The 26,286-nt window shown below is 68.5% G+C and carries 22 protein-coding genes; 15 read left to right on the top strand and 7 right to left on the bottom strand.

From position 1 onward, the window contains the following. Positions 1-44: 44 nt before the first annotated feature. The 6 genes from PC39_RS13400 to PC39_RS13425 all read right to left on the bottom strand — a co-directional run bounded on the left by PC39_RS13400 (position 45) and on the right by PC39_RS13425 (position 6,901). Entirely contained in the window at positions 45-611 is a 567-nt protein-coding gene (locus PC39_RS13400; protein WP_353253907.1) for a DUF3644 domain-containing protein, read from the bottom strand. Between the two features lie 102 nt (positions 612-713). Next, positions 714-1,076: a hypothetical protein gene (locus tag PC39_RS13405; protein ID WP_353253908.1), complete on the bottom strand. Its 363-nt coding sequence runs from the start codon at positions 1,074-1,076 to the stop codon at positions 714-716. A 571-nt stretch (positions 1,077-1,647) separates the two neighbouring features. Next, positions 1,648-4,386 carry an aconitate hydratase AcnA gene (gene acnA / locus PC39_RS13410; protein ID WP_353253909.1) on the bottom strand — a complete coding sequence of 913 codons (2,739 nt, stop codon included), beginning with the start codon at positions 4,384-4,386 and terminating at the stop codon, positions 1,648-1,650. 339 nt (positions 4,387-4,725) lie between these two features. Continuing rightward, the gene (locus PC39_RS13415; protein ID WP_353253910.1) at positions 4,726-5,337 is read right to left on the bottom strand and encodes a lysogenization protein HflD; all 612 of its coding nucleotides are present in this window, start codon (positions 5,335-5,337) and stop codon (positions 4,726-4,728) included. Continuing rightward, positions 5,334-6,449: a tRNA 2-thiouridine(34) synthase MnmA gene (gene mnmA, locus PC39_RS13420; protein WP_353253911.1), complete on the bottom strand. Its 1,116-nt coding sequence runs from the start codon at positions 6,447-6,449 to the stop codon at positions 5,334-5,336. The genes PC39_RS13415 and mnmA overlap by 4 nt, the downstream gene beginning before the upstream one ends. After that, positions 6,446-6,901, bottom strand: a complete 456-nt coding sequence (locus PC39_RS13425) for an NUDIX hydrolase (protein WP_353253912.1) — start codon at positions 6,899-6,901, stop codon at positions 6,446-6,448. Before PC39_RS13425 ends, mnmA begins: the two co-directional genes overlap by 4 nt. A 128-nt stretch (positions 6,902-7,029) precedes the next feature. Here PC39_RS13425 and fabD point away from each other — a divergent pair, with 128 nt between their 5' ends. The 10 genes from fabD to PC39_RS13475 all read left to right on the top strand — a co-directional run bounded on the left by fabD (position 7,030) and on the right by PC39_RS13475 (position 15,656). Continuing rightward, complete coding sequence (gene fabD / locus PC39_RS13430) at positions 7,030-7,974, top strand: ACP S-malonyltransferase (RefSeq protein WP_353253913.1); 945 nt, start codon at positions 7,030-7,032, stop codon at positions 7,972-7,974. Between the two features lie 36 nt (positions 7,975-8,010). Beyond that, on the top strand, positions 8,011-8,757 hold the full coding sequence (gene fabG, locus PC39_RS13435; RefSeq protein ID WP_353253914.1) for a 3-oxoacyl-ACP reductase FabG: 747 nt from the start codon (positions 8,011-8,013) through the stop codon (positions 8,755-8,757). Between the two features lie 167 nt (positions 8,758-8,924). Continuing rightward, complete coding sequence (acpP, locus tag PC39_RS13440) at positions 8,925-9,164, top strand: acyl carrier protein (protein ID WP_353253915.1); 240 nt, start codon at positions 8,925-8,927, stop codon at positions 9,162-9,164. Between the two features lie 55 nt (positions 9,165-9,219). Continuing rightward, complete coding sequence (gene fabF / locus PC39_RS13445; protein WP_353253916.1) at positions 9,220-10,464, top strand: beta-ketoacyl-ACP synthase II; 1,245 nt, start codon at positions 9,220-9,222, stop codon at positions 10,462-10,464. Between the two features lie 49 nt (positions 10,465-10,513). Beyond that, complete coding sequence (locus PC39_RS13450) at positions 10,514-11,866, top strand: aminodeoxychorismate synthase component I (RefSeq protein ID WP_502950884.1); 1,353 nt, start codon at positions 10,514-10,516, stop codon at positions 11,864-11,866. Beyond that, complete coding sequence (pabC, locus tag PC39_RS13455) at positions 11,863-12,681, top strand: aminodeoxychorismate lyase (protein ID WP_353253918.1); 819 nt, start codon at positions 11,863-11,865, stop codon at positions 12,679-12,681. The genes PC39_RS13450 and pabC overlap by 4 nt, the downstream gene beginning before the upstream one ends. Next, positions 12,678-13,682 (top strand): endolytic transglycosylase MltG, encoded by a 1,005-nt coding sequence (gene mltG, locus PC39_RS13460; RefSeq protein ID WP_353253919.1) that lies wholly within the window; start codon positions 12,678-12,680, stop codon positions 13,680-13,682. Before pabC ends, mltG begins: the two co-directional genes overlap by 4 nt. After that, positions 13,679-14,302, top strand: a complete 624-nt coding sequence (gene tmk / locus PC39_RS13465; protein WP_353253920.1) for a dTMP kinase — start codon at positions 13,679-13,681, stop codon at positions 14,300-14,302. The genes mltG and tmk overlap by 4 nt, the downstream gene beginning before the upstream one ends. Continuing rightward, the gene (gene holB, locus PC39_RS13470; protein WP_353253921.1) at positions 14,299-15,288 is read left to right on the top strand and encodes a DNA polymerase III subunit delta'; all 990 of its coding nucleotides are present in this window, start codon (positions 14,299-14,301) and stop codon (positions 15,286-15,288) included. Before tmk ends, holB begins: the two co-directional genes overlap by 4 nt. Continuing rightward, positions 15,285-15,656, top strand: a complete 372-nt coding sequence (locus PC39_RS13475; RefSeq protein ID WP_353253922.1) for a PilZ domain-containing protein — start codon at positions 15,285-15,287, stop codon at positions 15,654-15,656. Before holB ends, PC39_RS13475 begins: the two co-directional genes overlap by 4 nt. A 678-nt stretch (positions 15,657-16,334) precedes the next feature. Here PC39_RS13475 and PC39_RS13480 read toward each other — a convergent pair. Then, positions 16,335-16,997, bottom strand: coding sequence for a TetR/AcrR family transcriptional regulator (locus PC39_RS13480; protein ID WP_353253923.1), 663 nt, complete (start codon positions 16,995-16,997; stop codon positions 16,335-16,337). Positions 16,998-17,236: 239 nt separating this feature from the next. Between PC39_RS13480 and PC39_RS13485 the strand changes: the two genes are divergently transcribed. From PC39_RS13485 to PC39_RS13505, 5 genes are all read left to right on the top strand, one after another. Further along, positions 17,237-18,442: an acetyl-CoA C-acetyltransferase gene (locus tag PC39_RS13485; protein ID WP_353253924.1), complete on the top strand. Its 1,206-nt coding sequence runs from the start codon at positions 17,237-17,239 to the stop codon at positions 18,440-18,442. Between the two features lie 141 nt (positions 18,443-18,583). Next, the gene (locus PC39_RS13490) at positions 18,584-20,776 is read left to right on the top strand and encodes a 3-hydroxyacyl-CoA dehydrogenase NAD-binding domain-containing protein (protein WP_502950885.1); all 2,193 of its coding nucleotides are present in this window, start codon (positions 18,584-18,586) and stop codon (positions 20,774-20,776) included. Positions 20,777-20,890: 114 nt separating this feature from the next. Beyond that, complete coding sequence (locus PC39_RS13495; protein WP_353253926.1) at positions 20,891-23,149, top strand: acyl-CoA dehydrogenase; 2,259 nt, start codon at positions 20,891-20,893, stop codon at positions 23,147-23,149. Positions 23,150-23,156: 7 nt separating this feature from the next. Further along, on the top strand, positions 23,157-24,296 hold the full coding sequence (locus tag PC39_RS13500) for a CaiB/BaiF CoA transferase family protein (protein WP_353253927.1): 1,140 nt from the start codon (positions 23,157-23,159) through the stop codon (positions 24,294-24,296). A gap of 207 nt (positions 24,297-24,503) precedes the next feature. Further along, complete coding sequence (locus tag PC39_RS13505; RefSeq protein ID WP_353253928.1) at positions 24,504-26,282, top strand: acyclic terpene utilization AtuA family protein; 1,779 nt, start codon at positions 24,504-24,506, stop codon at positions 26,280-26,282. Positions 26,283-26,286 lie beyond the last annotated feature (4 nt).

Raw genomic sequence — 26,286 nt, forward strand, 5'->3', positions numbered from 1 at the left:
CGGCGTGACTCAAACCCACGAGCCTCCAGGATAACCGGGGCGGTTCAGAGTTTCTTTTCCGCAGAATTTAGAGCGGTGCCTTTGGCAGTATCAAAATCTCTGAAGAAGGAGATCGGCATTAGGTAGAAGTTGAATCCAGAAAGCACGTCTCCGAACCAAGCGTTCACCAGGTGCAGGTAATTCTGTAGCGAGGCCGTGCCGAGTTCCTGGACTTTCAGAGAAAGAGCGAGATCATCATTTACAAAATGAATCGCATTGTCCCGGATTTCGGTGAGAGCCACTAAGTTGTCGTGAACTGCCTTTTCGATTTTGACGCCGTAGTCTTCTGTGATGATTCGATAGCACTCGAATAGACCTACGGACATCGGGTTCCCCGAGCGGTTGGTCTTTCTATGCTTGATCTTGGAGCGTTTGCCGCTCTTCAGCGTCTTGTACTCCATAACGTAGAGGGCCGCGGGTTTGTTTCCAGCCAAGTTCAAGACCTTGGCTTTCAGCAACAACTCCCACGAATTGATGCAGAGAACAGCGAAGGTCTCTTCGCGATACTTGAAATCCGGCTTGTTGTAGATCTCGATGGCAGACAGCATCGCCGCCACGGATTTCTCAAGCATCAATCTGGATCGAGACTTCATGCTGCCACCATTCAGCTAACGCAGAGCTAACCGGCGCGAGGTACGAGCGTCCGGTTAAGCGCCGTGTTCGATTGCCAGTATTCAATCAAAAGGAGAATTAACCTCGATTTCGCGGTCCTCAGGAAATCGATCTCCAACGAGCGGATCGAATAGATTGGCAAGATACGCCTCCACTCCATCTCGATTCGCGCCACTCACCTTCGCCCAAGTCACGAGCAACCCCTTGTTACGATACTGAGTTACGTCCGAATCCTCGCGATGTGTGGCGATTCGATCTGCCACGTGCCCTTGACCGACTCGTACGACACGCCCCGGCTGACCTTCACCAAGATAGAAGATGACGTAGACGCCCTCGACGCCACCCAGGTTCTTATCGAGATTGAGATTAAAGAAATCGCACCAATGTTCGTCGTCGCCGCACGTTCTCCATTTCAGTTCCAACATTACTCCTCCTTCCATAATGCAATCGAACAGAGATTGGATGGAATTCCCTGATATGAATATCGAGGAATTCTGTATAACACCAACCCAGCCTTAAATCCGGATTTCAAATAGGTCCGCACAATCAGTCGCCTAGCGAATCCCCGCACGTATCGGCCGTAATATTGCGACTTCCGCATTTGCCGTATTGATTGAACAGGGATGTCGGCTACTGCACCGGGTAGATGCGCGCTGACTTGCGGCGTGGAGACGCTGAGAGGGGAGGTCCGTATTCGGTTTGTTCGGGCTGGCCTGCATCCTGCGTTCCCTGGCGGCCTTGTCGATTGGTTCAGCCTATACGAGTTGAGCGGGGGTTGTGAAATGGGTTGGGTGGGGATGTTTTGTCGAATGTTTCCGCTGGGTCCCGGATAAGCGTTGGGGCGCTTTCCGGGACGACTGAGGAGAGGGGTTCCGGAGCGACGAAGGAAGGGTTCGGGGCGACGAAGTAGGGGTGGTGTGCGATCCGGTTTTCGACCGTGCATAAAAAAAGCCCGGCGGAGCCGGGCTTAGAAGGGATGATTCCAGAGCTTTTGCTTTAGGCGGCCTTGGCGAGTTGCCGCAGCACGTAGTGCAGGATGCCGCCGTTCTGGTAGTACTCCCATTCCTTCGGCGTGTCGATGCGGACCTTGGCCTGGAATTCCTTGGTCGCGCCGTCCTCGACGGTGGCCTTGACGGTGACCTTGTCGGCGCCGGCGGTGAGGCCTTCGATGGAGAAGGACTCGGTGCCGGTGAGGCCCAGGCCTTCGGCGCTGTCGCCGTCCTGGAACTGCAGGGGCAGCACGCCCATGCCGACCAGGTTGGAGCGGTGGATGCGCTCGAAGGATTCGGCGATCACGGCTTCCACGCCCAGGAGCTTGGTGCCCTTGGCGGCCCAGTCGCGGGAGGAGCCGGTGCCGTATTCCTTGCCGGCGAGGATCACCAGCGGCGTGCCGCTTTCCTTGTACTTCATGGCGGCGTCGTAGATGAACATCTGGTCGCCGGAGGGCTGCATGCGGGTCCAGCCGCCCTCGGTCCCGGGGGCCAGCTTGTTGCGCAGCCGCACGTTGGCGAAGGTGCCGCGCATCATCACCTCGTGGTTGCCGCGCCGGGAGCCGTAGGAGTTGAAGTCCGCGGGCTTGACGCCTTGCTCCATCAGGTACTTGCCGGCCGGGGAGTCTTCCTTGATGGGACCGGCGGGCGAGATGTGGTCGGTGGTGATGGAATCGCCCAGCAGGGCCAGGCAGCGGGCGCCCTCGATCTTGGGGATGTCCGCCACGTCCACGCTCATGCCCTCGAAGTAGGGCGGGTTCTGGACGTAGGTGGAGGTCTCGTCCCACTGGTAGATCTCGCCCTCGGGCACGTCCAGCTTGCGCCAGCGCTCGTCGCCCTCGAACACGTCGCCGTAGCTCTTGGTGAACATGTCGGAGGTCAGCGAGCTGCCGATGGTGTCGTAGATCTCCTTCTGGGACGGCCAGATGTCCTTGAGGTAGACGTCGTTGCCGTCCTTGTCCCGGCCGATCGGGTCGTTGTTCAGGTCGATGTCGACCGTGCCGGCCAGGGCGTAGGCGACCACCAGCGGCGGCGAGGCGAGGAAGTTCATGCGCACGTCGCCGTGCACGCGGCCCTCGAAGTTGCGGTTGCCGGAGAGCACGGAGGCGACGTTGAGCTGGTGCTCGTTGATGGCGTTGGAGATCGGCTCGGGCAGCGGGCCGGAGTTGCCGATGCAGGTGGTGCAGCCGTAGCCGACCAGGTGGAAGCCCAGGGCCTCCAGGTCGTCGGTGAGCTCGGCCTCGTTGAGGTAGTCGGTGACCACCTTGGAGCCGGGCGCCAGCGAGGTCTTGACCCAGGGCTTGACGTCCAGGCCCTTGGCCGCGGCGTTGCGGGCCAGCAGGCCGGCGCCGATCATCACCGCCGGGTTGGAGGTGTTGGTGCAGGAGGTGATCGCGGCGATCACCACGGCGCCGTCCTTGAGCTCGAAGCTCTCGCCCTTGTACTCGACCTGGGCGGTGCCGTCGGCGTCCGGGTGGGCGCCCACGGCGGTGCCGCCGCCTTCGCCCTCCAGGCGCTGCTCCTCGCTGCTCTCGTTGTCGCGGCGCTGCTCGATGAAGGGCTCGACCTCCTTGCGGTAGGTGGCCTGCATGTCCTTGAGCAGCACGCGGTCCTGCGGCCGGCGCGGGCCGGCGAGGCTGGGCTGCACGGTGGACATGTCGAGCTCGAGCACGTCGGTGTAGACCGGGTCCGGCTGGCCGTCGTGGCGCCACAGGCCCTGGGCCTTGGCGTAGGCCTCGGTCAGCTCGCGCTGCTCGGCGCCGCGGCCGGTCAGTTCCATGTAGCGGATGGTCTCGTCGTCCACCGGGAAGATGCCGCAGGTGGCGCCGTACTCGGGGGCCATGTTGGCGATGGTGGCGCGATCGGCCAGCGGCAGGTCGGCGAGGCCGTCGCCGAAGAACTCGACGAACTTGCCCACCACGCCCTTCTTGCGCAGCATCTCGGTGACGGTGAGCACCAGGTCGGTGGCGGTGGTGCCCTCGGCGAGCTTGCCGGTGAGCTTGAAGCCGATCACCTGCGGGATGAGCATGGAGATCGGCTGGCCGAGCATGGCGGCCTCGGCCTCGATACCGCCGACGCCCCAGCCGAGCACGCCCACGCCGTTGATCATGGTGGTGTGGGAGTCGGTGCCCACCAGGGTGTCGGGATAGGCCAGACCCTTGTCCTCGTCACCGAAGACCACGCGGGCCAGGTACTCCAGGTTCACCTGGTGGACGATGCCGGTATCCGGGGGCACGACCTTGAAGTTGTCGAAGGCGCCCTGGCCCCAGCGCAGGAACGCGTAGCGCTCCTTGTTGCGGTTGAATTCCAGCTTGGCGTTCAGGTCGAAGGCGTTATTGGAGCCGTACTCGTCCACCATCACGGAGTGGTCGATGACCAGCTCGGCGGGCGACAGCGGGTTGATCTTCTCGGGGTCGCCGCCGAGGTCCTTCATGGCGTCGCGCATGGCGGCCAGGTCGACCACCGCGGGCACGCCGGTGAAGTCCTGCAGGACCACGCGTGCCGGGGTGAAGGCGATCTCGGTGTTGGGTTCGGCCTTGGCGTCCCAGTTCGCCAGGGCCTGGATGTCGTCCTTGGTGACGTTGTCGCCGTCCTCGTGGCGAAGCAGGTTCTCCAGGAGGATCTTGAGGGAGTAGGGCAGGCGCGCCGCCTGCGGGAACTGCTCCTCGACCGCCTTGAGGCTGTAATAGTCGAATTGGCGGTCGCCGGCCTGGAACTGGGCACGGGCGTTGAAACTGTCGGTCATGCGTCCTCTCCCAAGAGACGAAGTCTATTTGGATGGTGGTCTGGAATCCGTTGCCGAGCCATCCGGGCGGGTTGTGCCGGTCCGGGTGGCTTGGCAACGGAGCCGCGCGACGAGCGCGAGACGGCCCGAAATTATACCGGAGCGCGGCCTCGGCTGCACCGTCCGTTTAAAGTCATGAATAGGGGATCGGTACATCCCCCGCCTTTAGGCGGTACTTTTGTGGTTCCTTCTCCCCTGAGGGGAGAAGGCCGGGATGAGGGGTTGCCATGCCTTGCCCCCTCACCCTGACCCTCTCCCCAGAGGGGAGAGGGAAAAGTCGGCCGTCTGGCCGACCGACTCTCAGTCGGCGGCCTGCCCACCGCGCACATCGGCGATCGCCGACAACAACTTGCGGCGCTGGAACAGCAGTTGCCACAGGCGGCCGCCGCACTGGCGCCAGAGCACGGCGCTGCGGACCGAGGCCAGCAGGTGGGTGCGGATGCGGCGGGCGAATTCCTCGTTCTGCAGGTAGGTCGGGTGGCCCTGGACCATGATCCGCGGCTTCACCGGGCTGACGCTCTCGCGGTAGGCGTTGTCGAGGATGGCGGTGACCTGTTCCGGGTCCGCCAGGCGGGCGCGGCCGATGGCGCCGCGCAGGGCGGTCATGGCCTCGTCGTTGCGCAGCAAACGGCCCGACAGGCGCAGCACCTGGCCGATGTAGCGGGCCACGGGCGCGGTGTCCGGGGTGGCCGCGCCGCGCAACTGGCGCTCCAGGAACGCCAGCCCGTCGGCCACGCCGTCGGCGCCACCGAACACGGCCGCGGCGTCCTCGGGGTCGGTGCTGAACACGGCGTGCAGGGCGCGGTCCAGACGTTCGCGGCGGTCGATGCCCTCGGCGGCCAGGCCGTGGGCATAGAGTGCGAACTGGGCGACGCCGGCCAGTGCCAATACCTGGTCGTGGATCCGGCTCATGCGGCGCGCGAGCCGGCCAGGGTGTGCGCGCGGCGGATTTCGGCGCCGCCCAGGCAGTGCTCGCCGTCGTAGAGCACCACGAACTGGCCCGGCGCCACCGCCCGCTGCGGCCGGTCGAAGGTCACGCGCACGCCGCCGCCGAGCGTCTCCACCGTGCAGGGCTCGGCCCGTTGGCGGTAGCGCACCTGGGCTTCGCAGCGCAGCGGCGTGGCCGGGGCGGGGCCGATCCAGTGCATGCCCTCGGCCTCCAGGGTCTCGCACAGCAGCATCGGGTGTTGCGGGTCCTGGCTGATCCAGAGGGTGTTGTCGGCCAGGTCCTTGGCGACCACGTACCAGGGTGCCTCGGCGGTGCCGGGGATGCCGCCCACGCCGAGGCCGCGGCGTTGGCCCAGGGTGTGGAACATCAGGCCGTTGTGTCGGGCCACCGTGTCGCCGGCGCGCGGGCCGTCCGCGACCCGGATGGGCCCCGGCCGCGCCGGCAGGTACTGCGACAGGAAGCCGGCGAAGTCGCGCTCGCCGATGAAGCACACGCCGGTGCTGTCCGGCTTGGCGTGCACCGGCAGGCCGGCGGCGCGGGCCGCCTCGCGCACGTCCGACTTGCGTTCGCCGCCGAGCGGGAACAGGGTCCGTTCCAGGGCCGTCTCGGGCACTGCCGCGAGGAAGTAGGACTGGTCCTTGCCCGGGTCGACACCCCGCAGCAATCGGGTCCCGCCGGCCGCCTCCACGCTGCGCGCGTAGTGGCCGGTGGCGATGGCGTCGGCGCCCAGGCGGCGGGCGTGGTTCAGGAACACGTCGAACTTGATCTCGCGGTTGCAGAGCACGTCCGGATTGGGCGTGTGCCCGTGCGCGTACGCGTCCAGGAAATGCGCGAACACCCGGTCGCGGTACTCGCGCGAGAAGTCGGCGCGGTGCAGCGGGATGCCCAGCACCTCGCAGACCGCGGCGGCGTCCTCGTAGTCCGCGGCGGCGCTGCAGCGGCCGGCCTCGTCCTCGGTCCAGTTGAACATGAACAGGCCCTCCACCCGATGGCCGGCCTCCCGCAGGCGCAGGGCGGCCACGGCGGAGTCCACGCCGCCGGACAGGCCGACGATGACGTGCCGCGGGGCGCTCATGCCGCATCCGCCGGCAGGCGCCGGAACAGGTCGAGCGGGTGGCGGCGGCCGGCCAGGTAGTCGTCGATGCCGCGCAGCACCAGCGGGCTGCGCAGGCGGTGGGCGCGCTCGCGGATCGCCTCGTAGTCGAGCCAGTGGGTGGCGACGATCTCTGCGTCCAGTTCCGGCTCGCCGTCCGGGGCCTCGGCGCTGCCGCAGACCAGGGTGCGCAGGATGTGCGTGGTGGCGCCCGGCACCCGCCACAGATAGAGGCCCACGATGGCCTCCGGCCGCAGGTGCCAGCCGGTCTCCTCGCGGGTCTCGCGCGCCGCGCCGGCGGCGACGTCCTCGCCGTATTCCAGGTGACCCGCGGGCTGGTTGAACACGAGCTCGCCGTCGACGCGTTCCTCCACCAGGAGGAAACGGCCGTTGCGTTCGACGACGGCGGCCACGGTCAGGCGCGGGGCGATCAACGGAGCGGGCTCGGACGGTTGTAGGAACGAGGCTTACAGGATATCAAAAGCGGGCGTGGCAAAGCCTCGCCGGGGTGCGTATGATATCCGGCCTTCCGTCACAGAACAGTGCACGAGAGGCCTGAAACATGCCGCGTTTCGCGATGCTTTTCCCCGGCCAGGGATCCCAGGCCGTGGGGATGCTGGCGGCGCTCCGGGAGAGATATCCCGTGGTGGGCGAGACCTTCGAGGAAGCCGGCGAGGCCCTCGGGTACGACCTGGCCGCCACCATCACCGACGGCCCCGCCGAGACCCTGGACCGCACCGACGTCACCCAGCCGGCCCTGCTGGCCGCCGGCGTGGCCGTGTGGCGCGTCTGGCGCGACCGCGACGGCCCCGAGCCCGCCGTGATGGCCGGGCATTCCCTCGGCGAATACACCGCGCTCACCTGCGCCGGTGCCATCGATTTCGGCGACGCCCTGCGCCTGGTGCGCCTGCGCGGCCAGGCGATGCAGGCCGCGGTCGGCGAGGGCGAAGGCGCCATGGCGGCGATCATCGGCCTCGGCGACGAGGCGGTACAGAGCGTCTGCCAGGCCGCCGGCGCGGAGGGCGAGCAGGTCACCCCCGCCAACTACAACGCCCCGGGTCAGGTCGTGGTCGCCGGCCACCGCGCCGCGGTCGAGCGCGCGATGGCGCTGGCCAAGGAGAAGGGCGCCAAGCTGGTGAAGCAGCTCGCGGTGAGCGTGCCCTCGCACTGTCCGTTGATGCAGCCCGCCGTGGAGCGCCTGCAGTCGCATCTCACCGAGGTGCCGCTGCGCGAGCCTCGGATGCCGGTGCGCCACAATGTGGACGGGCAGCCGCGCCCGGAGCTGGACGGCATCCGCAAGGCGCTGGTGGCCCAGCTCGACAGCCCGGTACGCTGGACCGAGAGCGTGCGCGCCATGGCTGGCGACGGCGCCGGGATTATGCTCGAATGCGGTCCGGGCAAGGTGCTGAGCGGGCTGGTCAAGCGCATCGACAAGAATGTGGAGGCGATCCCGCTGCAGGATCCCGAGGGCATCCGCCGGGGCCTGGACGCGGTAGCCGAGGAATGAAGCGAGTCGTTACCGGCGAGATAACCGGGGAGATATATGCAGGAGCTTGAAGGGCAGATCGCGCTGGTGACCGGCGCCACCCGCGGCATCGGCGCTGCCATCGCACGCACGCTGGGCGAGGCCGGCGCCACGGTGATCGGCACCGCCACCAGCGACAACGGCGCCGACCGCATCTCCGAGACCCTGAAAGAAGCCGGCGCCGCGGGCGCGGGCCGGGTTCTGGACGTCGCCGATCCGGCGCAGCCGGCCGAGCTGGTCAAGGCGGTGACCGCCGAGTTCGGGGCGCCGACCATCCTGGTGAACAACGCCGCCGTCACCCGCGACAACCTGGTCCTGCGGATGAAGGACGAGGAGTGGCAGGCGGTGATGGACACCAACCTCGCCGGCGTCTACCGCATGTGCAAGGCCGTGCTGCGGGGCATGATGAAGGCCCGCGACGGCCGCATCGTCAGCATTGCCTCGGTGGTGGGCCAGATGGGCAACGCCGGGCAGGTCAACTACGCCGCCGCCAAGGCGGGGCTGTTCGGCCTGACCAAGTCCCTGGCGCGCGAGGTGGCCTCGCGCGGGATCACGGTCAACGCCGTGGCGCCCGGCTTCATCGATACCGACATGACGCGCGACCTGCCGGCGGAGAACCGCGAGGCACTACTGGCGCAGATTCCGCTCGAACGCCTCGGCCAGGCCGACGACGTCGCCGCCGCGGTGCGCTTCCTGGCGTCGCCCCAGGCCGGTTATATTACGGGCGAGACCATCAACGTGAACGGTGGCTTGCACATGATTTGAGACCCCGGCGGAAGGCGCCGCCCGGAGCGTATGGATCGCCCCGGGGTTTTTCCCTAGAATGGCGGCCCTTCATGCATCGGCGACAATCGCCGGGTCCGGACCGGTTTCGAACCAATCCCGCTCCTTAAACGGATCTCAGCACACGACACGCGTAGGAGAAGACAACCATGAGCAGTGTGGAAGAACGAGTACAGAAGATCATCGCCGAGCAGCTCAGCGTCAGCGAGGACCAGGTCACCAGCGAGGCCTCCTTCGTGGATGACCTCGGCGCCGATTCCCTCGACACCGTCGAGCTGGTGATGGCCCTCGAGGAGGAGTTCGAGATCGACATCCCGGACGAGGAAGCCGAGAAGATCGTGAACGTGCAGGACGCCGTCGACTACATCAAGTCGCACGCCGAGGGCTGACCGGGCGGGCCGGTTCGCGGCCCATCGGACTTCCCATCGGACAAAGGGGGCTTCCTTGCAAACGCGTCGCGTCGTCGTAACCGGTATCGGGCTTCTCTCGCCGCTCGGCAATACGGTGGCATCGAGCTGGGACGGAATCCTTGCCGGCAAGAGCGGCATCGGACCCATCGACAGCTTCGACATCTCCGGCTATCCCACCCGCTTCGGCGGTCCCATCCGGGATTTCGACGCCGGCGAGTTCATGCGTCCCAAGGACGCCAAGAAGTACGATCCGTTCGTCCACTACGGCGTGGCCGCGGCGGTCCAGGCCCTGGCCGATTCCGGCCTCGACGTCGAGGCTTTCGACCCCGATCGCATCGGCGTGACCATCGGCTCGGGCATCGGCGGCATCGGCACCATCGAGAAGACCTGCGTCGCGTTCAACGACAACGACCGCAACACGCGCAAGGTCTCCCCCTTCTTCATCCCCAGCAGCATCATCAACATGATCTCGGGGCAGGTCTCCATCCAGCTCGGCCTCAAGGGGCCGAACCTGGCGACGGTGACCGCCTGCACCACGGGCACGCACAACATCGGTCTCGCGGCGCGGCTGATCGCCGCCGGCGACGCCGACGCGATGCTCGCCGGCGGCGCCGAGATGGCGACCAACCCGATCGGCATGGCCGGCTTCTGCGCCGCGCGCGCGCTGTCGACCCGCAACGACGACCCCGAGGCCGCCAGCCGGCCGTGGGACGTCGACCGGGACGGCTTCGTGCTCTCGGACGGCGCCGGCGTGATGATGCTGGAGGAGCTGGAGAGCGCCCGCGCCCGCGGTGCCGAGATCTACGGCGAGGTCGTGGGCTTCGGTATGAGCGGGGACGCCTACCACATCACGCTGCCGGCCGAGAGCGGCGGCGGCGCACAGAAGTGCATGCAGGCGGCCCTGCGGGATGCCGGCATGAACCCGGACGAGGTGCACTACATCAACGCCCACGGCACCTCCACCAAGGCCGGCGACATCGCCGAGTCCAACGCCGTGCGCAACGTGTTCGGCGACCACGCCGACAGGCTCGCGGTCAGCTCGACCAAGTCCATGACCGGCCACATGCTGGGCGCGGCGGGCGCCGCGGAGGCCATCTTCAGCCTCCTGGCGATCCGCGATCAGGTGGCGCCGCCCACCATCAACCTCGAGAACCCGGACGAGGGCTGCGACCTCGACTACGTGCCGGGCTCCGCCCGCGACATGGATATCGACGTCGCGCTGTCCAATTCGTTCGGCTTCGGCGGCACCAACGGCACGCTCATCTTCCGCCGGCTCTGAGGGCCCGCGCCCCGACGTGGCGGCTGTCGCCCCCAGCGCCGAATCCCGCATCCGGCGTCTGCCGCTGGCCGACGCCGCCGACCTGCTGTGCCTGCACCGGCACGATCCGGCGCGCTATCCCTTCCTGCTGGAATCCAACGCCGCCGCCGGCGACGGGCCGACGCCCGTCACCGGCCGTTACGACATCCTGTTCGCCTTTCCCGGCGAGCACCTGTGCCTGACCGCGGACGGCCTCGCCGGCGACGGCCCCGTCGCGGGCGACGATTTCCTCGGGGCCTTGGACGCCTGGTACGCGGCCTCGACGGGCGACAACCCGACGGGCCTGCCGTTCGCCGGCGGCTGGTTCCTGTACCTGGGCTACGAGCTCGCCGGCCAGGTGGAGCCGCGCCTGCGCCTGCCGGCCCCCGAGGAGGACCTGCCGCGGGCGCTGGCGGTGCGCTGTCCCGCGGCGGTGGTGCGCGACCGCGTCAGCGGCGCGGTCTGGCTGACGGCCGAGGCCGGCGCCGAAGACCTGCTGGATGCCATGGCCGCCGACCTGCGGGCCGCGCGGACCGTCGCGCCGCGTCCCGTCGCGGTCCGGGATCTGGCGGAAGACCCGGCGGCGCAGTACAAGGAGGCCGTGGCCGCGATCCGCGAGTACATCCGCGCCGGTGATGTCTTCCAGGTCAATCTCGCGCGCCGCTGGCGGGCCGCGTTGGCCGACGGTATCGATGCGGCCGATCTGTACGCGGCGCTGCGCCGCGCCAACCCGTCGCCCTTCGCCGGACTCATGCGCTGGGGCGATGCCGCGGTGGTGAGTTCGTCGCCGGAGCGTCTGCTGCGCATCGACCGCGGCATGGCCGAGACCCGGCCGATCGCCGGCACCCGGCCGCGCCGGCCGGGCACCGACGCCGCCATGACCCGCGAGCTGCTGGACCATCCCAAGGAGCGCGCCGAGCACGTGATGCTGATCGACCTGGAGCGCAACGACCTGGGCCGGGTCTGTGAATACGGCAGCATCGCCGTGAACGAGCTCATGACCCTGGAGTCCTACGCCCACGTCCACCACATCGTCTCCAACGTGCGCGGCCGCCTGCGCCCGGACGTGGGGCCCGGTGCCGCGCTGCGCGCGGTCTTCCCCGGCGGCACCATCACCGGCTGCCCGAAGGTCCGCTGCATGGAGATCATCGCCGAGCTGGAAGCGGCGGGGCGGGGCGCCTACACCGGCGCCTTCGGCTACCTGGGCCGCGACGGCCGCCTGGACAGCAACATCCTGATCCGGTCGCTGGTGCACGACGGCGGCGGCGTCAGCCTGCGCGCCGGCGCCGGTATCGTCGCCGACTCCGATCCCGAGCAGGAGCTCGCCGAGACCCGGGCCAAGGCCCGCGGCATGCTCCTGTCCCTGGGCGTGGACCCGGCGTGACCCCGGCCGCCCTGCGCAACGGCGAGCCCGCCGACGCGATCGCGGTCACCGACCGCGGGCTGCACTACGGCGACGGCGTGTTCCGCACCCTGCGCGTGTCCGGCGGCCGGGTCATCGCCTGGGACGCCCAGATGGCACGCCTGGACGCGGACTGCCGCCAACTCGGTCTGCCGGTCCCGCCGCCGGCGACGCTCGCCGACGAGACCGCGCGCCTGTTCGCCGACGGCGGCGACGGCACCCTCAAGATCGTGGTCACCCGCGGCAGCGGCGGCCGCGGCTACACACCGCCCGGGACCGTCGAGCCGACCCGCCTGCTGCTGCGCTACCCGCCGCCCGCGCATCCGGCGTCGCATGCCGAGGAGGGGATCGAGGCCGGCTATTGCACGACGCCGCTGGCGGTGTCGCCGGCGCTGGCCGGCGCCAAGCACCTGAATCGCCTGGAGCATGTGCTGGCGCGCGCCGAATGCCGCGACAACGGCTGGCCCGAGGGCCTCATGCGGACCCCGGACGGACGGGTCGTTTGTGGCACCATGAGCAACCTGTTCGCGGTGCTGGCCGGGGAGCTGGTCACCCCCGCGATCGAGGACGCCGGCGTGCGCGGCGCCACGCGCACGCGGATCCTGGATGCCTGCGCCGCGGCCGGACGCCCCTGCCGCGAGGCCGTGTTGCGCGCCGCCGACCTGGAAGACGCCGAGGAATTGTTCGTGTGCAATAGCGCCATGGAGATCTGGCCCGTGCGCGCCCTGGCCGGGCGCCGCTACGCGGGGGACGAGGCCGCCCGCTGGTGCCGGCGGCGGCTGGAGGATTCGGCATGAAGCGGCTGTTGCTGTCGCTGGTCGTGGCGGCGCTCGCGCTGGCCGCGGTGATCGCGTGGGACGTGGCGCGCTTCTTCGACCGCCCGCTGGCGCATACCGAGCCCCGGATCGTGACCGTCGAGCCCGGCACGCCGCTGTCGCGCCTGGCCGCGGACCTGCGCCGCGACGGGGTGTTCGCCGGCCGCCGCCAGGCCCGTTACTTCACGGTCTACGCGCGGCTGCGCGACCGGGCCCAGGCGATCAAGAGCGGCGAATACGAAATCCCGCCGGGCATGTATCCCGGCGAGCTGCTGGCGATGCTGGTGGCGGGCCGCACCCGCCAGTACCGGCTCACCGTGGTCGAGGGCTGGACCTTCGCCGAGCTGCGGCAGGCCCTGGCGCGGCACGAGGCCATCGACACGCGGCTGGCGGACGCCGACGGCGCCGCCGTGATGAAGGCGATCGGCGCCGAGGGCGAACATCCCGAGGGCCGCTTCCTGCCGGATACCTACCACTTCCCGCGCGGGACCACCGACATCGAATTCCTGCGCCGCGCCCACCGGGCAATGCGCGAGACCCTGGCGCGTGTCTGGGCCGGGCGCAGCGAGGGGCTGCCCTTCGACACTGCCTACGAGGCGCTGATCCTGGCCTCCATCATCGAGAAGGAGACCGCCGTGCCGGAGGAGCGCCGGCGCATCGCGGGCGTGTTCGTGCGGCGCCTGCAGCGCGGCATGCGCCTGCAGACCGACCCCACCGTGATCTACGGCATCGAGGACTTCGACGGCGACCTGCGCCGGCGCGACCTGCGTTCGGACACCCCCTACAACACCTATACCCGCCGCGGCCTGCCGCCGACCCCGATCGCGCTGCCGGGCACAGCCTCGCTGGAGGCCGCCGTCGATCCCGCCGAGGGCGACGCCCTGTACTTCGTGTCGCGCGGCGACGGCAGCCACGTGTTCTCGGCGACGCTGGAGGAGCACAACCGCGCCGTGCGCCGTTACCAGTTGGGGCAGACGCCGTGAGCGCGCGCGGCCGCTTCATCGCCCTTGAGGGCGTGGAAGGCGCCGGCAAGAGTAGCCAGATCGGCTTCCTGCGGGACCTGATCACGGCCGCCGGTCACGACGTGACGGTCACCCGCGAGCCCGGCGGCACGCCGCTGGCGGAGGCCATCCGCGGCGTCCTGCTCGCCGACCACGGCGAGCCCATGCCGCCCATGACCGAGCTGCTGCTGATGTTCGCCGCCCGCGCGGCCCATTGCCGCCAGCGCATCGAACCGGCCCTGACGCGCGGCGAGTGGGTCCTGTGCGACCGCTTCGTGGACGCCAGCTACGCCTACCAGGGCGCGGCGCGCGGCCTGGGCGAGGAGGCGGTGGCGACCCTGGAACGGCTGGCCCTGGACGGCCTGAAGCCCGACCGGGTCCTGATCTTCGACCTGCCGGTGGCGCAGGGGCTGGAGCGCACCCGGGGGCGCGCCGAGCGCAACCGTTTCGACGACGAGGCCGAGGCCTTCCACGAGCGCGTGCGCGCCGCCTATCTCGAACGCGCCGCGGCCGAGCCGGACCGCTACCGGGTGATCGATGCCTCGGGCAGCGTGGACGAGGTCCGCGCCGGCCTGCGGGACGCCCTCGGGGACTGGCTGTGAGCGAGGCCCTGCCGGCCTGGCTGTCCCCGGTCTGGTCGTGGCTGGCGCCGGCCCTGACCGCCGATCGCCTGGGGCACGCGCTGCTGTTCGTCGGCCCGCCCGGCGTCGGCAAGCGGCGGCTGGCCGACACCCTGGCGCGCGCGCTGCTCTGTCAGTCGCCGGGCGCGGACGGGCTGCCGTGCGGCGAATGCCGCGCCTGCGCCCAGATGGCGGCGGGCAGCCATCCCGACTACGCCGAGCTGACGCCGGAGGAGGGTGCCCGTGACATCCGCGTGGCGCAGACGCGGGCCTTCGGGCGAAAACTGTCGCTGACGGCGCACTATCACCGCCGCGTGGGCCTGATCGACCCGGCCGAGGCGTTCACCGCCGGCGCCGCGAACAGCCTGCTCAAGACCCTGGAGGAGCCGCCCGCCGGGGCCCATATCCTGCTGGTGAGCGAGCGGCCCTCGGCGGTGCTGGCCACCATCCGCAGCCGCTGCCAGCGTATCCGGGTGCCCCTGCCGGCGCCGGCCGAGGCCGAGGCCTGGGCGGCCGGCCGCGATCCCGCCGTGGCCGCGGCGCTGCCGCTGGCGCGCGGGGCGCCGCTGCGCGCCGAGGCGCTGGCCGAAGCCGGCGCGGGCGAACGTCACGCGCAGTGGTGGGACGATCTCGAGGCGCTGCTGGGCGGGCGCGCGCCGCCGCCGGAGGTCGCGGAGCGCTGGAATGCCGGGCCGCATGCCGAGCTTCTGGACTGGCTCTATCTGACGGCCGGCGATGTCCTCAAGCGGGCCGCCGGGGTGCCGCCGGAGGGCTGGGTGCAGCGGGACTATGCACAACGCCTGAAAAACGTGGCAGAATCGATTGACGTCAACCGCTTGCGCCGGACGGTTAACGTGATCGTGGAGACCCGGCGCCTGCTGTCGACCAATGTCGACCGGCAATTGATGTGGGAGGCCCTGGCGATCGAGCTCTGGGTCTCGCGGCAACGAGGGGGCAGCAAACGATGACGCCGGAACCCAAAGGTGGCGGACAACCCGGCATCCTGACGCTGGACATCGCCGACAAGTCGGCGCTGTATGCGGCGTATATGCCGTTCATCGCCAACGGCGGCCTGTTCATCCCCGCGCAGCGCAACGAGCGCAAGAACTACAACCTCGGCGACGAGGTGTTCCTGCTGCTGAACCTGACGGAGCAGGGCGAGCGCCTGCCGGTGGCGGGCAAGGTGGTCTGGGTGACCCCGCCGGGCGCCCAGGGCCAGCGCCAGGCCGGCATCGGCATCCAGTTCTCGGGCCAGGACAGCGGCGCCACGCAGCAGAAGATCGAGTCGCTGCTCGGCGGCGCGCTGCGCTCCGAGCGGCCGACGCATACCCTCTAGCGCCGGGGCTGCTCAGCCCCCTCACCCTGGCCCTCTCCCCGAGGGGGAGAGGGAATAGAGGTAGGCCGGGATAAGCGAAGCGTTCCCGGCATCCCCCTGCCCAAGATCCCGACGGCGGAAAGCGCCTCTGCAAGCGGCCGGCAAGCACATTGACCACAGAGGCGCGCGGAGGCACACAGAGGGAAATGACTGTCGTCCCGGACGCCGCAAAGAAGCCTGCCCCGGACCCGATCACGGTTTTCAAGCGGCAGAGGCGGATAACCCGGTAATTCGGTCGCCGGGGCGCTGCGCGGTCGGCGCCGTGCCGAGCCAGGGTATTTGTTTATCCGCAGATGAACGCCGATTAACGCAGATTGATTAGGGCTGCTCTTGAATCTGCGTCCATCGGCGTAATCTGTGGATTCTTTCTTCCGGGAAGCGCCTCGGCAAGCGGCCATCAAGAACCTCTGCGCGCCTCCGTGCGCCTCTGTGGTTTCATGTCCCGCCGCCGGTCGAGGACGTAAGTGCTTGATCGGGCGTGGCCGAGACCGGATCTGCGCCGGTCACGGCGTGCTGAAAGGGACAGGCTAGTTCTTTTTCAGCATCGCCCTGGCGCCGGGGCTGCTCAGTCCCCCTCACCCCGACCCTCTCCCCGAGGGGGAGAGGGGATGACGTTTGCGGTCAGGCGGGCTGCAGGGATCAGGAAGCCGCCGCCTCGTTCACGGCCGCGTTCCACTCCCGCGCCCGCGAATCATCGCGGGCGATGGCCCGCCACAGCATCTCGAACAGGATCGGGGCCTTCTGCGCCAGCGGCTCGTTGCCGCCGCGCACCAGCCACATGGTGATCTTGCGGGTGGCCACGCCCAGGAAGAAGTCCAGCAGGTCCTTCTCGTCCACCTCGTCGTTGAACACGCCCTGGGCGCGCCCCTCGCCGAGGACCTTGAGGAAGATCGACATCAGTTCGGGCTGGCGGAAGGTGTCGTCCCGGCGCCAGGTGTTCAGATAGACCGAGCTCATGATGATCTGGGCGACCTGCGGGTTGTTCTCGAAGTAGTCCAGCATCAGCCAGAACACCTTGCGCAGCCGATCCTTGTAGTTCTCGATGCCCTGCAGATGGTCGATCATGCGCCGGGCGAGATCGCCCAGCCAGGCGTCCAGGCTCGTGAACAGCAGGGTTTCCTTGCTGCCGTAGTACTTGTAGATCGTCTGCAGGCTCACCTGGGCCGCGGTGGCGATGTCGATCAGCTTCACGCGGTGGAATTCCTGCTGCGAGAAAAGCTGGAGCACCGCCTCCTCGATCCGGCGGCGGGTGTCGGGGTCCATTCCCGCCAGGATCTGCTCGCGTTGTTCCGTTGCGTTCATGGGATTTCCTGGGCCTTTGTTCCGGACCATGCCGTAATATCTGTTACGGGCTCGTGCCCGTTGCGAGCGAGCGATGATAACCGAAATAACGGAGGGATCAAATCGGCACTGGCATTGACTCTAATGCAGGTTGATTTTTGAGCCCGCTTGGATTAGCGTGCCAATCCCCCGATCGATACGGATTCACGGGCAAACGGAAACGTAATAAACGTTACCCACTGCGACAACGGGAAACGATCATGTCTGAAGCCTTCATCTACGACGCCGTGCGCACCCCGCGCGGCAAGGGCAAGCGCGACGGCTCCCTGCACCAGGTCTCGCCGGTGCAGTTGCTGCGCAACCTCTTCGATTCGGTCCGGGAGCGCAACGACCTCGACACCAGCCAGGTGGACGACGTGGTGCTCGGCTGCGTCACCCCGGTGGGCGAGCAGGGCGCCGACATCGCGCGTACCGCGGTCTTGTACTCGGGCTGGGACGAGAAGGTCGCCGGCGTCACCCAGAGCCGCTTCTGCGCCTCGGGCCTGGAGTCGGTCAATCTCGCCGGCATGAAGGTCAAGTCCGGCTGGGAGGACCTGGTCGTGGCCGGCGGCGTGGAGTCGATGTCGCGCTGGCCGATGGGCAGCGACGGCGGCGCGATGGCGATGGACCCGCGCGTGAACGACGCCATGGGCTTCGCCCCGCAGGGCATCGGCGCCGACCTGATCGCCACCATGGAGGGCTTCGATCGCGCCACCGTGGACGATTACGCCACCCGTTCGCACCGCCTGGCCGCGCAGGCCCGCGACGAGGGCCGCTTCGGCAAGTCCGTGGTGCCGGTGAAGGACGTCAACGGCCTGGTGGTGCTGGACGTCGACGAAACCATCCGGCCGGACACCAGTGTGGAGAGCCTGTCCGGGCTCAAGCCTTCGTTCGAGCAGATGGGTCAGATGGGCTTCGACGACACCGCGATGGCGAAATACCCGACCGTGGAGCGCATCGATCACGTCCACCACGCCGGCAATTCCTCCGGCATCGTCGACGGCGCCGCCCTGGTGCTGGTCGGCAGCGAGCGGAAGGGCAAGGATCTGGGTCTCAAGCCGCGTGGTCGCATCGTGTCGACCGCCGTGACCGGCACCGACCCCACGATCATGCTCACCGGCCCGGGGCCGGCTTCCAAGAAGGCGCTGGACAAGGCCGGCATGACCGCCAAGGACATCGACCTGTTCGAGATCAACGAGGCCTTCGCGGCGGTGGTCCTGCGCGCCGTCCGCGATCTCGACATCGACCTGGACAAGGTCAACGTCAACGGCGGCGCCATCGCCATGGGCCACCCGCTGGGCGCCACCGGCGCCATCCTCCTGGGCACCGTGCTCGACGAGTTGGAGCGTCAGGACAAGGAGCGGGCCCTGATCACGCTCTGCGTGGGCGGCGGCATGGGCATCGCGACCGTCATCGAGCGGGTCTAGCAAGAAACAGCAAACCACAGAGTCACAGAGCACACAGAGAAGAATAAATATTAATGTTGTTTATCAAAACAACGCTTTAAGTCTCTGTGTTCTCTGTGCCTCTGTGGTTAACGAATTAGGAGTTAAGCAATGGCAGCGAATATGGAATCGAATGCCCCCGAGCTGGACAAGGTCGCCGGGGAAGCGATCAAGGTGACCCAGGACGACAACGGCGTCCTGGTGATCACGCTGGACATGCCCGGCCGCAGCGCCAACGTCCTCAACGACCAGCTCTCCGAGCCCTTCGCCGCGCTGATCCGGCGCATCGAGGAGGACGAGTCGGTGACCGGCGTGATCCTCACGTCGGCCAAGCGCGACTTCCTGGTCGGCGCCGACATCGACGGCCTCTACGAGATCACCGAGCCGGCCGACGCCCTGCGGCTGGCGGACGAGTACAAGGCCATGCTCCGGCGCCTCGAGACCTGCGGCAAGCCGGTGGTGGCGGCGCTGAACGGCTCCGCCCTGGGCGGCGGCCTGGAGATGGCGCTGGCCTGCCACTATCGCATCACGGTGGATTCGCCCAAGCTCAAGATCGGGCTGCCCGAGGTCAAGCTGGGCGTGCTGCCGGGCGGTGGCGGCACCCAGCGGCTGCCGCGCCTGATCGGCATCCAGGCGGCGCTGCCCCTGCTCAACGAGGGCAAGGAGCTGCGCCCGGACAAGGCCCTGGAAAAGGGCATCATCGACGAGCTCGCATCCGACGTCGACGACCTCCTAGCCCGCGCCCGCAAGTGGGTCGCCGGCCAGATCGAGAGCAAGGCCAAGCCGGCCCAGCCCTGGGACAAGAAGGGCTTCAAGTGGCCCGGCGGCGATTCCCGGAGCCCCGCCAACGGCCAGATGTGGGCGATCGCGCCGTCGATGCTGAACCAGCGCACCCACGGCAACTACCCGGCGCCGCTGAACATCATGTCGGCGGTGTTCGAGGGCGGCCTGGTGGATTTCGATACCGCGTGCAAGATCGAGAGCCGCTATTTCGCGGAGCTCGTGGTCTCGCGCGAGGCCAAGAACATGATCGGCACCCTCTGGTACCAGCTCAACAAGATCAACAGGGGTGAGTCGCGGCCGGACGGCCACGAACGCACCCAGGTGAAGAAGCTGGGCGTGCTGGGCGCCGGCATGATGGGGGCCGGCATCGCCTATGTCTCGGCGAAGGTCGGCATCCAGGTGGTCCTCAAGGACGTCGACCAGGAGGCCGCGGAGCGCGGCAAGGCCTATTCCGAGAATCTCGAGGACAAGGCCATCAAGCGGGGCCGTTCCACGCCGCAGAAAAAGCGCGAGCTGCTGGACCGGATCCTGCCGACCGGGGACGCGAACGATCTCGAGGGCTGCGATCTGGTGATCGAGGCCGTGTTCGAGGATCGGGAGCTCAAGGGCAAGGTGACGGAGGAGACCGAGGCGGTGATGGACCCGAAGGGGGTTTTCGGGTCCAACACCTCCACCCTGCCGATCACGGGTCTGGCCAAGCGCAGCAGCCGGCCGGACCAGTTCATCGGCATCCATTTCTTCTCGCCCGTGGAGAAGATGCCGCTGGTCGAGATCATCGTCGGCGAGCAGACCGACGACGAGACCCTGGCGCGGGCGTTCGACTACGTGCAGCAGATCAAGAAGACGCCGATCGTGGTCAACGACTCCCGCGGCTTCTACACCTCGCGCTGCTTCGGCACCTACGTGATGGAGGGCGTGGCCCTGCTCGCCGAAGGCCAGCATCCGCGCGCCATCGAGCAGGCGGGCCTCAAGGCCGGCATGCCGGTGGGACCGCTGGCGCTCGAGGACGAGGTGTCGCTGTCCCTGGGCCTGCACGTGATGGAGCAGACCCGCAAGGACATGGAAGCCGAGGGCAAGGAATACAAGCCGCATCCCGCGGATGCGGTCATCCGTAAGATGGTCGAGGAGCTGGACCGGCCGGGCAAGAAGGCCGGCAAGGGCTTCTACGAGTACCCGGAGAACGGCAAGAAGCATCTCTGGCCGGGCCTCGCCGAGCATTTCCCGCTGGCCGACAAGCAGCTCTCCCAGCAGGAGATGATCGACCGCATGATGTTCGCCCAGGCCAACGAGACGGCCCGGTGCGTCGAGGAGGGCGTGGTCACCGAGGTGGCGGACGCCAACATCGGCAGTATCTTCGGTTGGGGCTTCGCCCCCTTCCACGGGGGTACAATACAGTACATCAACAGCATCGGCGGGACCGAGCGGTTCGTCGCCCGGGCCCGGGAGCTGGCCGCCGCCTACGGCGAGCGCTTCCAACCCGCCAAGCTGCTGGAGGACATGGCCGCGAAGGGCGAAAACTTCCCGGCCCGATGAAGATGAACCACAGAGGCACAGAGGACACAGAGACTCAAGTATTGGTATTCGACTCTCTGGCTTTGTGCACTCCGTGACTCTGTGGTCAATGACTTAAGACAACGAGGTAACGCCATGTTTGCCAAGCTCATGAAGACCCTCAAGGACGCCAAGATGCTGCCGCAGATCTCGGACACCGAGCGCGCGGCGCTGGAGGCGGGCTCCGTCTGGGTCGACGGCGAATTCTTCTCCGGCAACCCGGACTTCAGCAAGATGCTGGCCGAGGCCTATCCCCAGCTTCCGCCCGAGGAGCAGGCCTTCATCGACGGCCCGGTGGAAGAGCTGTGCCACATGGTGGACACCTGGCGCGTCCAGGAGACCCGCCGGATCCCCGAGGAGATCTGGCAGTACCTGCGCGACAAGGGCTTCTTCGGCCTGATCATCCCCAAGGAGTACGGCGGGTTCGGCATGTCCACCCTGGGCCGATCCACGGTGATGATGAAGACCTCGCACCTGGGCGCGGTCGGCAGCCTGATCGTGATCCCCAACACCCTGGGCGCCGCCGAACTGCTGATCGAGTACGGCACCGAGGAGCAGAAGCGCGAGTACCTGCCCAAGCTGGCCAAGGGCGAGTACGTGCCGTGCTTCGGCCTCACCGAGCCCACCGCGGGCTCCGACGCCGCGTCCATCCGCGCCGAGGGGCAGGTGTTCAAGGATGACGACGGCGAGATCAAGATCCGCCTGAACTTCTCCAAGCGCTACATCACGCTGGCGCCGGTGGCCAACCTGGTGAGCCTGGCCGCCAGCCTGCACGACCCCGAGAACCTCCTGGGCAAGGGCGAGCACCCCGGCATCACCGTGGTGATGCTGCACAAGGGCACGCCGGGCCTGGAGCTGGGCGACCACCACCTGCCGATCTCGGCGTTCGACAACGGCCCGATCCACGGCAAGGACGTGGTGGTGCCGGCGACCAACATCGTGGGCGGCCACGAGCGCGCCGGCCAGGGCTGGCGCATGCTCATGGAGCAGCTCTCCGGCGGCCGCGCCGTGTCGCTGCCGGCCGGGGGCGTGGCCTCCTGCAAGGCCGCGGCCAACGCCACCGGCCCGTACAGCATCGTGCGCGAGCAGTTCGGCATCCCGGTGGGCCTGATGGAAGGCCCGCGTACCAACGTCGCCCGCATCGCGGCCCTGGCCTACGCCATGGAATCCGCCCGGGTCTACGTCTGTGCCGGTGTCGACAACGGCCACCAGCCGCCGGTGATCTCCGCCATCCTCAAGCAGCAGACCACCGAGGTCGGCCAGAAGATGGCGATCGACGGCATGGACGTGCTGGCGGGCGCGGGCGTGATGCAGGGGCCGAACAACACCCTGGCCGGCGCCTACGTGGGCGCGCCGGTGAGCATCACGGTGGAAGGCGCCAACATCCTCACCCGTACCCTGATCATCTTCGGCCAGGGCGCGACCCGCTGCCATCCGTACGCGCTGGACGTGCTCAAGACATTGGAGGAGGACGATGTCGCCGGCTTCCGCAAGTCGCTGCTGGGCTGGCTCGGCCACAGCGCCCTGAACATGGCGCGCACCGTGGTCCGCGGCATCACCCGCGGCTGGAGCTTCCGCAGCCCGGTCAAGGGGCCGACCGCCAAGTACTACCGGCGCCTGGCCTGGGCCTCGGCCCGGTTCGCGGTGCTCACCGACCTGGCGATGTTCCTGGTCGGCGGCAAGCTCAAGCAGCGCGGCAAGCTCTCCGGCCGTTACGCTGACGCCCTGTCCTGGATGCTGTTCGGGTTCACGACCCTGCGGCGCTGGGAGGCCGAGGGCCGGCTCAAGGAGGACCTGCCGCTGGTCGAGTACGCCCTCGACTACAGCCTGCAGCAGGTCCAGGAGGCCTTCGAGGGCATCTACGCCAACTTCGACGTGCCGGTCATCGGCTGGCTCCTGCGCAACCCCGGCCGCCTGTGGCTGCGGCTGAACCCGATCTCCACCGGCCCGAGCGACAAGCTCGATCGCGCGGTGGCGGGCGCCATCCAGCAGCCGGGCGCGCAGTTCGAGCGCATCGTCGACGGCCTGCCCACGCCGCAGGACGACGAGCCCGGTCTGGGCCGCCTGCACAAGGCCTGGCGCCTGGTGATCCAGGCGCAGCCGATCAGCGCCAAGGTCTACAAGGCCGTGCGCGCCGGCAAGGTCGCCGCGGGTTCGCCCGCCGAGACCGTGGCGGCGGCCGTCGAGGCCGGCGTGATCACCGCGGCCGAGGCGGAGACGCTGCGCGCCGCCGAGGCGGCACGCAACGAGGCCATCCAGGTGGACGTCTTCAAGTCCGAGGACTACTACCGGACCGAGGTCACCGAGGCGGCGGGCAACGAGAAGCCGGCAGTCGCCAAGGCCGCGAACGCCTGAGGCGGTCATGGCGGATAACGATCAGGGCAAGCCGCTCGCGGGACTGCGCGTCCTCGATCTGACCCGGTTGCTGCCGGGCCCGGTGTGCACGCTGTACCTGGCGGACCTGGGCGCGGACGTGATCAAGATCGAGGACGACCAGGCCGGCGATTACACGCGGACCCTCAATGCCGAGATGTTCGCGGCCGTGAACCGCAACAAGCGGGGATTGACCCTGGACCTGCGCAAGGCCGAGGACTGCGAGCGCCTCAAGGCGCTCGCGGCCGACGCCGAGGTCCTGGTCGAGAGTTTCCGTCCGGGCGTGATGGAGCGCCTGGGCGTGGGCTACGACGTCCTCAAGGCGGTCAATCCGGCCCTGGTCTACTGCGCCATCACCGGCTACGGCCGCACCGGCCCGTACAAGGACAAGGCGGGCCACGACATCAACTATCGCGGCTACACCGGCCACCTGGAGCAGGGCGGCCGCGCCGGCGGTCCGCCCGACGTGTCCAACTTCCAGCTCGCCGACCTCGGCGGCGGCGCCCTGACCGCGGCCTTCGGTATCCTGGCCGCGGTCATGCGGGCCCGGGCCACGGGGCAGGGCGGTTACCTGGATTCCGCCATGCTCGACGGCACCCTCGCCATGCAGGTGGTGCCCCTGGGCACGATGCGCCAGATCGGCCATACCCGGCCGCGCGGCGAGGACATGCTCTCCGGCGGGCTGCCCAACTACGACGTCTACGAGTGCGCGGACGGCAAGTACCTGGCGCTCGGGGCCCTGGAGCCCAAGTTCTGGCTCGGTTTCTGTCAGGCGGTGGAACGGCCGGATCTGGCCCGCATGCCCATCGGCACCGGCCCCGATGCCGAGGCCACCCGCGAGGCCGTGCGCGACCTCGTCGCGCAGCGCACGCGCGACGAATGGGCCGAGTACCTGGCCGACCACGACGTCTGCGCCACCCCGGTATTGACCCTGGAAGAAGCCCTGGAGAACGAACAGGTCCGGGCCCGCGGCATGGTCTGCCAGGTCGACGGCAAGCCGCAGTTCGCCTGCCCGGTCAAGCTCGACGGCTTCGAGTTCCGGGTCGAGCGCGAGGCGCCGGCCCCGGGCGAGCACAGCGACGAGATCCTGGCCGAGCTCGAATCCCGCCGGTCGTCCGCCACCGGTTGACCATACGGGTGGGTACCTACCCTTCAGAGTAGTGGCCCGCCACCCCGTCCGGGCTACAATTGCGCGGGCAGCCGGCGGCCGTCCGATCGCCGACACGCGAAAGGCCGCCCGCCCGAGAATGACGACGTGCACGGGGACGCAATGTCGCCCGGCACGGCCGGCCCAAGGGCCGATCCCGAATCCGAATCTCATACAAACGGGACAGGCATGACCAAGACGGTGCGAATCGGAGGCGGCGCCTCCATGTGGGGCGACACGCAGACGGCTCCGGGACAGTTGGTCCGCAAGGGCGAACTCGACTACCTCCTCCTCGAATACCTGGCCGAAGTCACCATGTCCATCCTCACCGCGCAGCGCATGCGCGATGCGAGCATGGGCTGGGCGCGCGACTTCGTGCCGGTGGTGACGCCGCTGCTGCCGGAGATCGCCAAGCAGGGCATCAAGATCGTGACCAACGCCGGCGGGGTGAACCCGGACGGCTGCCGCGACGCGCTGCAGAAGGCCTGCGAAGAGGCCGGCGTCGAGCTGAAGATCGCGGTGGTCACCGGCGACAACCTGATGCCGCGCCGCGACGAGCTGGGCGAGGATGTCCTCAAGCCGCTGGATCCGGAGCAGCCGCGCCCGGACAACTTCCTGAGCATGAACGCCTACCTCGGGGCCCTGCCGATCAAGCAGGCCTTCGACGACGGCGCCGACGTGGTCATCACCGGCCGCTGCGTGGACAGCGCCCTGGCCCTGGGGCCGCTGATGCACGAATTCGGCTGGTCGGCCTCCGACCTGGACCTGCTGTCCGCGGGCAGCCTCGCCGGGCATCTGTTGGAGTGCGGCGCCCAGTCCACCGGCGGCAACTTCACCGACTGGCGGGACGTGCCCGAGTACGAAAACATGGGCTTCCCGGTCGCGGAGTGCGCCGCCGACGGCAGCTTCCTGCTCACCAAGCCGCCGGAGACCGGCGGTCTGGTCACCGTCGGCACCGTGGGCGAGCAGATGCTCTACGAGATCGGCAATCCCGCCGCCTACGTCCTGCCCGACGTGGTCTGCGACTGGCGCGAGGTCACGCTGGAGCAGGTCGACAAGGACGTGGTGCGCGTGGCCGGCGCCCGCGGCACCGCGCCGACCGACAGTTACAAGGTTTCCGCCACCTATCCCGACGGTTTCCGCCTGACCGCGCTGTTCATGGTCGGCGGTATCGAGGCCGTGGCCAAGGCCGAGCGGGTGGCGAACGCGCTGCTGGAGAAGAACCGCCGCCTGCTCAAGGACAAGGGCTTCGCCGACTACCGGCAGGCCGACGTCGAGGCGATCGGCAGCGAGGCCATGTACGGCCCCCACTCGCGCAGCCGCGATACCCGCGAGGTGATGGTGAAGATCGCCGTCACCCACGAGGACGAGAAGGCGCTGAAGCTGTTCGGCACCGAGGTCGCCCAGGCCGCCACCGGCATGGTGCCGGGCATCACCGGCTACTTCGCCGGCCGGCCCAAGCCCAGCCGCATCGTGCGGTTGTACTCGGCGCTGGTGCGCAAGACCGAGGTGCCGGTGTCCGTGGACAGCGGCGACGGCCCGCGCGAGATTGAGATTCCGGCGGGCGAGGGCGCGCCGCCGGCGCCGGTCTCGGCCGCGCCCGGCGAGATCGCCGAGGTGCCGGCCGACGCCGTCGAGGTGCCGTTGATCCGGCTCGCGATCGCCCGCAGCGGCGACAAGGGCGACGACAGCAACATCGGCGTGATCGCCCGCAAGCCCGAATACCTGCCCTACATCCGCGCGGCGTTGACCGAGGAGGCGGTTGCGGACTATTTCAGTCATCTTCTCAAGGGCCAGGTCTATCGCTTTGAATTGCCTGGGATTAATGCCCTCAACTTCCTGTTGACGCGGATTCTCGGCGGCGGTGGCGTCGCCAGTCTCCGGGCAGATCCGCAGGGCAAGTGTTATGGTCAAATGCTCCTTGATTTCCCGATAGCGGTCCCACGCGAGATCGCGGAGAAACTGTGAGCGA

It is taken from the genome of Salinisphaera sp. PC39, from assembly GCF_040361335.1.
In the GTDB taxonomy this organism is placed as follows: domain Bacteria; phylum Pseudomonadota; class Gammaproteobacteria; order Nevskiales; family Salinisphaeraceae; genus APNM01.

Excerpts from the sequence above, each read along its gene's own strand:
- PC39_RS13405 (WP_353253908.1), bottom strand. The coding sequence starts at position 1,076 with ATGTTGGAACTGAAATGGAGAACGTGCGGCGACGACGAACATTGGTGC.
- mltG (WP_353253919.1), top strand. The coding sequence starts at position 12,678 with ATGAAGCGGCTGTTGCTGTCGCTGGTCGTGGCGGCGCTCGCGCTGGCC.
- PC39_RS13500 (WP_353253927.1), top strand. The coding sequence starts at position 23,157 with ATGGCGGATAACGATCAGGGCAAGCCGCTCGCGGGACTGCGCGTCCTC.
- PC39_RS13495 (WP_353253926.1), top strand. The coding sequence starts at position 20,891 with ATGTTTGCCAAGCTCATGAAGACCCTCAAGGACGCCAAGATGCTGCCG.
- PC39_RS13490 (WP_502950885.1), top strand. The coding sequence starts at position 18,584 with ATGGAATCGAATGCCCCCGAGCTGGACAAGGTCGCCGGGGAAGCGATC.
- acnA (WP_353253909.1), bottom strand. The coding sequence starts at position 4,386 with ATGACCGACAGTTTCAACGCCCGTGCCCAGTTCCAGGCCGGCGACCGC.
- PC39_RS13475 (WP_353253922.1), top strand. The coding sequence starts at position 15,285 with ATGACGCCGGAACCCAAAGGTGGCGGACAACCCGGCATCCTGACGCTG.
- acpP (WP_353253915.1), top strand. The coding sequence starts at position 8,925 with ATGAGCAGTGTGGAAGAACGAGTACAGAAGATCATCGCCGAGCAGCTC.
- PC39_RS13415 (WP_353253910.1), bottom strand. The coding sequence starts at position 5,337 with ATGAGCCGGATCCACGACCAGGTATTGGCACTGGCCGGCGTCGCCCAG.
- fabG (WP_353253914.1), top strand. The coding sequence starts at position 8,011 with ATGCAGGAGCTTGAAGGGCAGATCGCGCTGGTGACCGGCGCCACCCGC.
- PC39_RS13505 (WP_353253928.1), top strand. The coding sequence starts at position 24,504 with ATGACCAAGACGGTGCGAATCGGAGGCGGCGCCTCCATGTGGGGCGAC.
- mnmA (WP_353253911.1), bottom strand. The coding sequence starts at position 6,449 with ATGAGCGCCCCGCGGCACGTCATCGTCGGCCTGTCCGGCGGCGTGGAC.
- PC39_RS13400 (WP_353253907.1), bottom strand. The coding sequence starts at position 611 with ATGCTTGAGAAATCCGTGGCGGCGATGCTGTCTGCCATCGAGATCTAC.
- fabD (WP_353253913.1), top strand. The coding sequence starts at position 7,030 with ATGCCGCGTTTCGCGATGCTTTTCCCCGGCCAGGGATCCCAGGCCGTG.
- PC39_RS13485 (WP_353253924.1), top strand. The coding sequence starts at position 17,237 with ATGTCTGAAGCCTTCATCTACGACGCCGTGCGCACCCCGCGCGGCAAG.
- PC39_RS13480 (WP_353253923.1), bottom strand. The coding sequence starts at position 16,997 with ATGAACGCAACGGAACAACGCGAGCAGATCCTGGCGGGAATGGACCCC.